This window comes from Rhizobium sp. BK176 (assembly GCF_024808055.1).
In genome coordinates, this window is the sequence record NZ_JANUBV010000040.1 from 19,516 (window position 1) to 30,489 (window position 10,974).

At 58.4% G+C, this 10,974-nt stretch carries 6 protein-coding genes and 5 pseudogenes; 5 read left to right on the forward strand and 6 right to left on the reverse strand.

Translation table 11 applies throughout. The features are described 5' to 3' along the window. Window positions 1-150 precede the first annotated feature (150 nt). Window positions 151-612 (forward strand): DUF1931 family protein, encoded by a 462-nt coding sequence (locus tag FHT76_RS39595; RefSeq protein ID WP_183758566.1) that lies wholly within the window; start codon window positions 151-153, stop codon window positions 610-612. On the opposite strand, the pseudogene FHT76_RS39600 reads toward FHT76_RS39595, so the two are convergent. Further along, window positions 578-1,506: pseudogene (locus tag FHT76_RS39600) on the reverse strand (IS630 family transposase); the annotation flags it as partial. The gene FHT76_RS39595 and the pseudogene FHT76_RS39600 overlap by 35 nt on opposite strands. 76 nt (window positions 1,507-1,582) lie before the next feature. On the opposite strand from FHT76_RS39600, the gene FHT76_RS39605 reads away from it, so the two are divergent. Continuing rightward, the gene (locus FHT76_RS39605; RefSeq protein ID WP_259186776.1) at window positions 1,583-1,876 is read left to right on the forward strand and encodes a response regulator; all 294 of its coding nucleotides are present in this window, start codon (window positions 1,583-1,585) and stop codon (window positions 1,874-1,876) included. Window positions 1,877-1,986: 110 nt separating this feature from the next. Here the strand turns inward: FHT76_RS39605 and FHT76_RS39610 are convergent, their stop codons facing one another. From FHT76_RS39610 to FHT76_RS39625, 4 genes and pseudogenes are all read right to left on the reverse strand, one after another. Beyond that, a complete protein-coding gene (locus FHT76_RS39610) occupies window positions 1,987-2,991 on the reverse strand; it encodes an LLM class oxidoreductase (protein ID WP_259186770.1) in 1,005 nt (334 codons plus the stop codon). A 664-nt stretch (window positions 2,992-3,655) separates the two neighbouring features. Continuing rightward, window positions 3,656-4,649, reverse strand: a pseudogene (locus tag FHT76_RS39615) (MDR family oxidoreductase). Window positions 4,650-4,680: 31 nt separating this feature from the next. Next, window positions 4,681-5,760 carry a glycine betaine/L-proline ABC transporter ATP-binding protein gene (locus FHT76_RS39620; RefSeq protein ID WP_259186772.1) on the reverse strand — a complete coding sequence of 360 codons (1,080 nt, stop codon included), beginning with the start codon at window positions 5,758-5,760 and terminating at the stop codon, window positions 4,681-4,683. Then, a pseudogene (locus FHT76_RS39625) lies at window positions 5,753-6,214 on the reverse strand (ABC transporter permease); the annotation flags it as partial. The gene FHT76_RS39620 and the pseudogene FHT76_RS39625, both read right to left, overlap by 8 nt. A gap of 560 nt (window positions 6,215-6,774) precedes the next feature. Between FHT76_RS39625 and FHT76_RS39630 the strand changes: the two are divergent. Next, window positions 6,775-7,173: a hypothetical protein gene (locus FHT76_RS39630; protein ID WP_259186773.1), complete on the forward strand. Its 399-nt coding sequence runs from the start codon at window positions 6,775-6,777 to the stop codon at window positions 7,171-7,173. Window positions 7,174-8,245: 1,072 nt separating this feature from the next. Here the strand turns inward: FHT76_RS39630 and FHT76_RS39635 are convergent. Then, window positions 8,246-8,460, reverse strand: a pseudogene (locus FHT76_RS39635) (amidohydrolase family protein); the annotation flags it as partial. Between FHT76_RS39635 and FHT76_RS39640 the strand changes: the two are divergent. Both FHT76_RS39640 and FHT76_RS39645 read left to right on the forward strand, forming a co-directional pair. Continuing rightward, window positions 8,455-9,142: pseudogene (locus FHT76_RS39640) on the forward strand (Mu transposase domain-containing protein); the annotation flags it as partial. The pseudogenes FHT76_RS39635 and FHT76_RS39640 overlap by 6 nt on opposite strands. Next, window positions 9,085-10,611 carry a winged helix-turn-helix domain-containing protein gene (locus FHT76_RS39645; RefSeq protein ID WP_259186778.1) on the forward strand — a complete coding sequence of 509 codons (1,527 nt, stop codon included), beginning with the start codon at window positions 9,085-9,087 and terminating at the stop codon, window positions 10,609-10,611. The pseudogene FHT76_RS39640 and the gene FHT76_RS39645, both read left to right, overlap by 58 nt. Window positions 10,612-10,974 lie beyond the last annotated feature (363 nt).

A 10,974-nucleotide genomic window follows, 5' to 3' on the forward strand; every position in this document is an offset into this window, starting at 1 on the left:
GGCGCCTTTGCATAGCCTCTGGCAGCGCGGTCGTCGAACAATTGGCGGCGCGTCGCCCTGACGAGCGTAAAGGCGCGATCGGGCAGATGGCCTCATAGTGGCGGTCCAGCAGGTGAGGTGCGCAATGGCGACCATTCATAGGCAGAGAAGATGTTTCCCCGGGCGGGCGATCTCGATCTCGACAAGAGCGACCTCGAGCAGCTTGAGACTTTCGTTCGTCGGAAAGTCACGGACCTTGTTGTTCGCGGCGAGGCAAACGCCAAGGCCAACAGTCGCGACGTGGTCGAGCCCTGGGATCTCCCGATCACCAAGGGGCTCCAGGAGACGATCCACCGCTTCCGGCTGATCAATGCGGAGTTGCACCTGACGAATTACCTGTCCGGGCAGATCGGGTTGCCGCCGAGCGATCTTACGATCGGCGACGAGACCCAGGCACGGTTCTCCGAGATTGCCGGGGGACTATGCCTCGCCCTTGCGGAGACCTTCAGGATCATCGACCCGAATCTCAGGAATCCGACCACCAGGGCGCCTGTTCGACCTGCTGCACTAATGGCCGTTGCCCCTGGTTGCGTGCGATATATGGGGTGGGATTGTCGTTGTGGGTTTCGATGAAAGCGTCGATGTCGGCCTCAAGTTCTGCAGTGGAACGGTGTACTGTTTTCGCGTCAGCTCTGCGAACCATCGCTCGACCTGATTGATCCAGGATGCCGACGTTGGCGTGAAGTGAACATGCCAGTCTGGGCGGCGCGCGAGCCATGCCTTGACCCTTGGTGTCTTGTGGGTGGCATAGTTGTCCATCACCAGATGCACGTCCGGCCCATTGGGCATTTCGGCGTCAATCCGCTTCAAAAAGTCGGGGAATTCGGTCGCTCGGTGACGCTTGTAGCAATGACCGATCACGGCGCCAGTCGCGACGTCGAGCGCGGCGAACAGGGAGGTCGTGCCATTGCGGACATAGGTATGAGTGCGCCGTTCGGCGACGCCCGGCGCCATAGGCAGCACAGGCTGCTCGCGATCCAGGGCTTGGATTTGTGACTTCTCATCCACGCAAAGCACGACCGCCCGGTCCGGAGGCGACATGTAAAGTCCGACGATGTCCTGCACCTTATCGACGAAGAGCAGATCAGAGGAAAGCTTGAATGTCCCGGCACGATGCGGCTGCAGGCCAAATGCTATCCAGATCCGACGGATGGTGGTATGCGAAAGTCCACTGGAGGCTGCCATCGAACGGATGGACCAGTGCGTGGCATCCTTGGGAGTGGTGTTCAATGTACGCTCGACGACCTGAGCAACCTGGGCATCAGAGACAGTTCGTGGTCGACCGGCACGATATTCATCTGTCAGCCCTTCAATACCATCTTGTAGGAACCGGCGGCGCCACTTGCCAACCGTATGCTCGTGGACCCCGAGACGCTCGGCAACGTCTTTGCTTTGCAGACCCTGCGCGCACAACAAGACCATCCGGCATCGATCCGACAAGGAGCGCGGCGCTTTATGCCGGCGCACCTGAGATTACAGGAATTTTCTATCCCTGTCGCTCAGAACGACGAGGCCTGCTTGCCTGCCAACCATCAATCAACTCCTGCTCGAGGCTCTCGGATATGCAACGGCGTCAGCGGAGAGCGGCAATGAAGCGCTCCGGCTGCTCGCAAGGAATCAAGAAATAGATGTCGTTCTCGCGGACTTCGCGATGCCGGAAATGAGCGGCGGTGAGCTTGCGAAAGCGATCCGCGCGATGCGGCCAACTTTGCCAGTCATCCTCATGGCCGGCTATAGCGATCGAGGCCCCCTGAAGGAACTGAAGGACTGGCGAATAATCTTGAAACCCTTCACGGAAAACGACTTGGTTAACACCATCGAAGCTGCACTAAAGTAGGTGAGCTTCCGATGTCAGTTGCTGGCCCATCGCGTCATTTCGGGCGTTAGAGCGATTCAGTCGCTCCTGGATTGACGCGGACGTTAGGCTGGGTCTTGTGAGTACACGACCTAGTTTGCAGTAGCCGCCTCGAGAGGGGGCGTCCCCACACCTTTGCCCAGGTGCGGGAGGACCTCCCGGCCGATCTCCTCCAGCACCTCGCCGGCATCGCGCCGACCATATTTGAGGTTGAGGATGACGTGATTGACGCCAGCGCTGGCGAGTTCGTTCAGGAAGTCGAGCATGAAGTTGCGGCCGGCTCGGAATCCGAGATGAATTGGCCGAGGCGGCTCGGCCGGCTCGTCGGCCAGGTCGACATAGAGCGACTGCACGAAGGGCTTGAACACACCAGGCGACATCACCTCCACCGCTGCGCGCCATTTCGCGACCAGCTCCGCCTGCCGTGCGAGGTCGCGTGGATAGGTGATCCAGCCGTCCGCATGCTCGGCGATCCACTCAAAACTCTGGCGGCTCGAACCGGTGATCAGGATCGGCAGGCGAGAGACGGGTTTGGGCACGAGGTCCGCCGTTCCCATCAAGGCGCCATAGCTCGACTGGACGCTTGGAAATTCCTCCATGAGCACCCTGCGGATCGTCGACAGGTTCTCGCGAAAGAGGACGTCGCGCTGGTGCCAGTCGACACCGAATGCCGGAAACTCAACGGGGCGATCGCCGGATGCGACGCCGAGGACGAACCGCCCGCCCGTCAGTTGATCGACCGATGCGGACGCCTTTGCAGTATGGAGCGGGTGGCGCAAGGGGAGAATGATCGATCCGGTCGCAAGCGCGATCGTCGAGGTATGCGCAGCGATCCAGCCCAGCCACACCCACGGATCGTGGATCTGTCCCAGATCTCCGAAATTCGGATCTCTCAGAGGCACGTCTCGTGTCCAAAGGCCGGCAAAGCCGAGTTCCTCGGCGCGCCGGGCAAGACGCGGTTGATCGCGGATGCTGGGCTCGTCCCTCTCGAAAGCCTCGATAGGGAAGAACACTCCGAGCGATAGCCGGCCAAGCGAGAACATGCCCCGGAAGCCGGCGGAATCGCTGATGGACGCATCTCTTTTGGCTTTTAGCATGATGCCTCATTCTGGACGAAGAGCACATCGCGGCCATGACAACGGTCAATTTTTCACGGAGCGAGAGGGGAAGCTGTGCCAGACAAGCCGGGCCATGCTTTATTTCTCCAAATTCGGCGATTTACCGTGATCTCTGTATCGGGTGCGGCGCCCATCCACGGTGCCGCAATCCCGCAATCAAGTTCGTTCGCCCTCGAAGAGGAGCTGGATCAAAGCCTCAAGTCCATTGTCGGCGGGAGCATCGGTCTCCGGTTGCGAAAACGCTGGTTCAACCATAACAATTCTCCACGTATTAGGGCTATGCTTCGTGGATAGTCGAACATAGGACGCATAGTCTCTCTAGCCATCGGCCGGGGAGAAGTTGCCTAAATAATGGACATTCTCTTCTTGATTGTTCAGTCCGCAGCCTATCAGCAAGGCGGCGCGAGGATTGCCTCCTTTGGCGCGAACCGAATAAGCACTATCCGCGCTTGGCGCGCAGGCGACCCGGTCGTCCGACTGCCGTCGCATCGGCACCATATGGTCACAACAACTGCGGCTCTATGCAAGCGCCTTCGCCTCCGGAAGTTGGATGCTGCCTTTGCTCGCAAGGACGCCGCGCGGAGATGCGCGCTGCTATTGCCTGCGCCAGGCTTCCTAGCCGCCAGTAAAATCTAAGGCTACATCAACCAACCTGCAGGTTGATTGGCACAAGTATGCGGCCTCGCACCTGACCATCAAGGAATTTAGGTGCCATTGACACAATGTCAGAGAGGTGGACCTCCGTTGTCATTCCATCGAGTTTCGCCATATCGAGTTCCTGCGCCAGTCGTTGCCAGGCGGCCAGTCTCTGGGGTTTGGGACACAAAACGCTGTCGATCCCGACCAACGTCACAGCGCGCAAGATGAAGGGCGCGACGGTCGTGGGGAGTTCCATCCCACCAGCTAGTCCGCATGCGGCGACGACACCGCGATAGCGCATCGAAGCCAGTACATTGGCCAGCACCACTCCGCCTGCCACGTCGATGGCTCCTGCCCAACGCTCCTTGGCCAAGGGCCGGCCGACCTGTGTGAACTCAGCCCGGTCAATGATAGCGGTGGCACCGAGGCCGGTGAGATAATCCGCTTCGGTCATCCGCCCTGTAACGGCAGCAACGCTATAGCCGCGTGAGGCCAGAAGCATGGTTGCAATACTAACAATACCACCGGCCGCGCCGGTTACCACCACCTCTCCGCTGTCCGGCAGCACACCGTTGCGCTCGAGCGCCATGACGCACAACATCGCGGTGTAGCCGGCCGTCCCTATCGCCATGGCGTTCCGCAGACTGACCCCTTCTGGCAAAGGCACGAGCCAATCTCCCCTTACGCGCGCCCTGGCCGCCAGCCCACCCCAATGCCGCTCTCCAACGCCCCAGCCGTTCAGCACGACCCGATCGCCCGGCTTAAAGTCGGAATGGGAATTTTCAGCCACGACGCCCGCAAAATCGATCCCCCGGCACCATAGGGAAGCTGCGAACGACCGGCGAGGCGCCGGTGATCGCTAAGGCATCCTTGTAGTTCAGGGTCGACCAAGCGACGTCCACCAACACGTCGCCTTGTGGCAGTTGCGCGGTCTCGACCTTGGAAACACCGGCTTCCTGCCCACTGTCGGACTTTCTGATCAAGACGGCGTCAAACATCTGAGGCTCCCATTTCTGGATTTCTTTTTTCCTACGCAACTTTCTTGGCGTCGGATGTCGAGTAGACGACTTGCGCATTGACCATGGCATGAACCGCCTGGGGAAGCGCCAGCACACCTGTGACCTGACCGTCGCCATCGACGACGGCGATCTCGCTTGTCCCGGCCAGCGTCATTGCTCTTGCCGCTTCCTCCAGCGTCGCGCCGGCCGGCACCGAAATCTTCAGCTCGCCGGACGAGCCGTTCGGCGCGGTGGCGACAGTCTCAACTTTGATGACCCGCGCGCGGTTCACTTCCCGGACGAAGCTGGCGATGTAGTCGTCGGCCGGGTTCATCACGATATCCTGCGGCGTGCCCTGCTGCACGACTTCCCCATCCCGCAAGATCGCAATGCGGTCCCCGAGCCTCAGCGCCTCGTCCAGATCATGGGTGATGAAGACAATCGTCTTCTTGATCTCCTTCTGCAGGTCGAGGAGCACGGTCTGCATATCGACGCGAATGAGCGGGTCCAGTGCGGAAAACGCTTCGTCCATCAGCAGGATAGGCGCATCGTTCGCCAGCGCACGGGCAAGACCGACGCGCTGTTGCATGCCGCCGGACAACTGATTGGGATATTTGCTCTCAAAACCTTTCAGCCCGACCCGCTCGATCCATCGCATGGCGCAGTCGACCTGCCGGTTCCGTGGCGCCCCTTGTATCTCCAGGCCATAGAGGGTGTTTTCGAGGACGGTGCGGTGCTGGAGAAGCGCAGACTTCTGGAACACCATTGCCGTCTGATGCCGACGAAACTCACGCAATTGCGCATCGTCCATCTTGACCACATCCTCTTCACCGATGACGACTTCACCAGACGTCGGATCGATAAGGCGATTGATGTGGCGAATAAGCGTGGACTTTCCCGATCCGGAAAGGCCCATGATCACCTGAATGCCACCCGCAGGCATGGAGATGTTGATGTCTCTCAGGCCAAGAACATGACCATGTTTTTTGTTCAGTTCCGCCTTCGTAACACCCTGCTCAACGAGCTTTACGCAGTCGGCGCCATTTGGACCGAAGATTTTGTAGAGCTTTTTGATTTCGATGCCGAAGCCGCCAATTTTCTTGTTACCCATGGACCACCTCCCGGTGCTTTTGAAGGCGCACGCCGAAGGCCTGGCTGACGCGGTCGAAGATGATCGCGATGCCGACGATGGCAAGGCCGTTGAAGATGCCGAGCGTGAAATACTGGTTGGAGATCGCCTTCAGAACCGGCTGGCCCAAGCCCTGCACGCCGATCATCGAGGCGATGACCACCATGGCGAGCGCCATCATGATCGTCTGGTTGATGCCGGCCATGATGGTGGGCAGCGCCAGCGGCATCTGCACGTTCTTCAGCTTCTGCCAGCTCGACGAACCGAAGGCATCGGCCGCCTCCAGCACATCCTTGTCGACGAGGCGGATGCCGAGATTGGTGAGGCGGATCATCGGCGGGATGGCGTAGATGACCACGGCGATGAGGCCGGGCACCTTGCCGATGCCGAGCAGCATGACGACCGGGATAAGATAGACGAAGCTCGGCATGGTCTCTGCATGACCGAGGCTATCAAGCGCCGAGATCACCGGTGAAGTCGGCAGCATGACGAGCACGAATGGGGAATGGCGGCAGGACAATCGCGTTGCCGCCGCCCCGCCCACGTCAACGACATCCCTCTCCCGTAGATGAAGCCTCATTAACTGCCGAACTGTTGGAACCTCCGCGTCCGCGCGGGACAACCCGTAGAGTGAGCCCCGTACCAGTTTCGAACAAGCGAACCCGGTCGGACAGACAGCGCGACTTCAAAACGAGATCCGCTTTCCAACGGATAAAGGTAAGAGCCCGCTCTCGCCAAGGCGTTCGCTAGTCCGTTATCTGGTGGCCAGCTGGTGCAATATCCTGCGGCAATTATGGTGAGGTCGAACTGCTCCAACGCCTGCACGGTATGGGGAATGCAAGGAAATGGAACTGCTGTGAGGCGATCCCTTTTGGCAGATCAGATCTTTGCTGGGCTCACTCCGGAAGAACGAAGTGGGTTGCACCTTTTACATTGAAGGGACAACCAGTAGGTGATAAACTAGGCTGCAATAATTCTATGGCCGAGGGCCTTCAAATGATAAAGGCTCTTTCAAGCATCGGTGCAATCGCATTTCTGATATCCGGCGCGCATGCCGGAGAGCTTCCGTCGATCCCCGTCACCGCCAAGAATGCCACGATGGAAGAATTCAAAATTCTTGCCGACGGGAAGCCGGTGAAAGTCGAGATTTACGATTTCGATAAGCCAGTAACCGCTGATCTGGTTTGGAACTGGAAACAGGCATCGATCACCGGCAAGGCCAATGTGGACGGCAAGGTAATCGACGTGAAGACAAAGCTCACCTTCAAGGGCGACAAGGCGTGCTCGACAGCAAAGGGCGAGAAGCCCACGTGCCACGCCATCTACATCGATGGAAATAGGTTCTACGAAGTGCGTGATGACATGAAGGCCCATGCCGTCTCAACGGTCGGCTGAGCCACAGCCAACGTCGGCAGCCGTCCTCCCGTCCGGCTTAAAGCCGACCGAAGCGTTCGCTCGTGGAGCTTATCTCAGCCGGCCGCTAAAATCTCAGCTTGACTCTTAACTCACGTTTCCAACTCCTTGCGGGACATCTCACCGTTGGCGACACCGCGGGGTCCCGAGGCGCATGCTTCATCTATGCACTCCGCACCTGATCGCCATGCAGGCAGATGTCCGGGGACGTTCGAACGGGTGCTTGAAATCTTCGCGCATTCGCTCGACAAATGGGCCACTTAGCTCGACGATTTTCAATTCGGTTTCGTTCGCGGGAAAATACTCTTAGCCGTTTGTAATGATGGCCACATTCTATAGATTTTTCCATCAACAATTCACTGGTTTCACTGCGCCCTCTGAACTGCCCCATTTTCGACCGGAACTCAGCATTAGCAGAAAGGCTCAAGCACAGGCTTGAGGAGAGGCTTATGTCTACGCCGCTAATCCCAGCAGACCTCGCGGACGTAAGGTCACTGGAATCCTTGGCGACAGTCCGTGAGACTTGAGAGCTTTGGCAACGTCCTTCGCGTCCTGTTCCGCATATGTGTCACGCGAAGTCACCGCGATCCAGCCATTGGCGGCAAGATGTCCCGCCAATGGCACGAGGGACTTCGTGATGAAGTCCCTCGCCTCCACCCAAATCTCCTTACCTCGACGAACCTACCGTCGGCAAACGACGCCAGATGCACCAGCGTGTTCATTCCACTCCGATCGAGTTGACGCGATTTGCGGCATAATTTACTCGTACCCCCTCCCAGCAAAACGCTGACGCCGCAATCGGACCAGGATAGTCTGGCGAAGAAATATATTAGCGGGACTGTAAATACGGTTTAGAATGAGACCGCTCTCCGAAAGTGTGGAAACTTGGCCCCCTGCGCGCTATCCCGCCGTGGGGGCCTTTTTTTTAAACAAACGTGTATTAGCGGAGACAACCACAAGCCTCTACCATGAGGAGGCTGGCACGGTGGCGACTTCTGAATGTTCTACGGAGGTTCAAGGCCTCTGACCCCGGCGCTTATCGTTTCGAGCCAGTGTTGAGGCCTTCGAGTGGGATATCCTGGTTGACTTCCTCGAAGACATCGAGAGCGCGACCGATCGTCTCGTCATAGGTTGCGTGCAGTCGCCAAGGCCAGCGGTTTTCGGCAAGTATTCGCACGACCCCTTCCAACTCGCCCTCAATTTCGGTGGCATGTCGGGGCGCGGCTGGGGGAAATCCTCGAAATCGGCGGCGGGAAAGACCCCGATCTCAACGACGCGCGTGCTCTGCGTCGTGTCGGGCGCACACGACGGCAATTGTTTGAAGAGATCGACTATCCGGCCCTGCGGCTGTTGCCGGTCGAACGATACGTCTTTGCCGAATGGAAGATACGCCGGGCTGGCCTCGATTATCATGTCGATTATCGATAAGCACCGTTACTCCGTGCCCTATCGTTTTGCCCGTGAGCAAGTCGAGGCACGCATCACCGCCAATACCATCGAGATCTTCCATAAGGGCGAGCGCATTGCCGCCCACCGACGATCGAGTGGCAATGGCAAGCACACGACAACGCCGGAGCACATGCCATCATCGCATCGCCGCTTTGCCGACTGGACGATCGAACGTATCAGCCGCGAGGCGTCCGCGAGCGGATCGGACGTTGCATTGCTCTGCGAGCGTATTCTCGCTGATCGACCGCATCCGGAAATGGGCTACAGAGCCTGTCTGGGCATTATCCGCCTCGTCAAAGTTTTTGAACGCGAGCGGGTCAATGCGGCCTGCGGCCAGGCGTTGGAAATCGGTGCGCGAACCTATGGGTCGGTGCGCCTTTCTGCGGAGCCGGCTGACTTGGAAATTACTCACCACTATCTTATTCGCGCGTTATATTGCCTGCCATGCAACCGCTCTACGAGTTCGGTCCCTTTGTTCTTGATCCCGTCGGCGGCACCCTGACGCGGCAAGGGAAACGCATTCCGCTGGGATTACGTGGGGTCGCCCTCTTAAAGGTCTTGCTTGAGGCCAAGGGTGAGACAGTGGGGAAATCCGTTCTGATGGAGTGCGCGTGGCCGGGGGCGATCGTCGAAGAGAGCAATCTAACGGTACAGATCGCAGCCCTCCGCAAGGCGCTTGGCCTCCGGCCAGATAATGGCGATTGGATCACGACGGTGCCTCGGATAGGCTATCGTCTCCTTAAACTCGGGCATTCGAACGGTGAAACGCTCGCCTCGATGCCGGTTCTCGCTGTTCTACCCTTTGCCTTCCTTGGGGATAGCGTCGAGCAGGAATATTTTGCCGACGGGATCGTTTACGACATTATCACCGCGCTTAGTCGCTTCCGGAGTTTCGCAGTAGTCGCGCGCAACTCGTCGTTTGCGTATAAGGGCCGCGATATCGACGTTCGTGAAGTCGCAAAGGAGCTCGGCGTCCCTTATGTCCTTACCGGGAGCGTCCGACGAGCCGGCAACCAGTTAAGGATTACGACGCAGCTGATTGATGGTGCCAACGGTTCGCACCTCTGGGCCGAGACCTTCGACGGGGCAGTTGACGACGTATTCAGCTTTCAAGACCGCATCACGGAAAAGGTGGCAACGGGCATTGCACCAGAGATACAGCTAGCCGAGATACAACGTTCTCGGCGGGACCGCCCCGGTAGCGTCGATGCTTACGACACATCCCTTTTGGCCCTGTCGAAAATCCTGGCAGAAACCAGTGCGGAGAATGCTGCGGCGCACCGCCTGCTATCAAATGCGATCGACGCCGAACCACACAACGCATATCTGCTCGCTCTCGCAGCCTGGACACTGGAACATCGCATAAATATGGGTTGGCCTCCACTGGGGCCGAACGACCGGGAAAAGTGTTTCGAGTGGGCAAGAAGAGGATTGGATAACGCGGCTGGGGACCCCACGGCGATGGCCCATTGCGCCATGGCACTTGTGCAGGTGGCGAAGGAATATGATTGGGGCATGGCGGTGTTGGCGGCAGCACTTGAAGCCAATCCGAACAACGTGACGGTTATGACCGCGTCCGGTGTTGCGCATCTCCATTGCGGCGACCTGCATCATGCGCTTGAGCTTTTTGGACGAGCAACCAAGCTCTCGCCACGTGACCTACTGGCTCACATACCCCTTTGCGGGACTGCCCATGCTCATATAGCTCTCGGACAGTATGAATTGGCTCTCTCGTATGCTGCGCGAGCGCTGGCATCCAACCCAAATTTCGATCCCACGTACTGGATGATGGCCGCTGCGAATGCTCATCTTGGTCGACTGGCAGAGGCTCGTCGCTATCTCGCCAAGTTGATGACGCTTTCCCCGTCAGTCACCATTGAAGCCATAAGATCGGGCCATCCGGATAAAGACCCCAAGAGGCTGGCTAACGTCCTCAATGGCCTGCGGCTTGCAGGCATGTCGGAAGGGTGACCGATAGGCCAGCGGGTAGGAATTCACCCGTATCAGAATGCAATTGCTTCATCTTGTTCTACTGATCTGAACCCTTCAAAGCCGGAAAACTCCAGCCTCCGCTGGTCCAATGTTTGGGGGCGGTTCACTACCGACGGGGCTCTAATCGCCACTGGATGAAAGTTCAGTGGCAGGTCAAAGCGCCGACCGGTGCTTCTGATGGCGAAGATCGATTCCGGAGAGATCGACACCTTGAACTCGCCAAGTTGGGCAAACGCATCTTCTTAACGGTAAGCGCGATTTTCGATGCGCATTGACGGCTGCTGCACTGCTGGCCTCGCATCAGTACCGAGATCCGGCTCTGTTAGGCGGTGGATGTTTTCG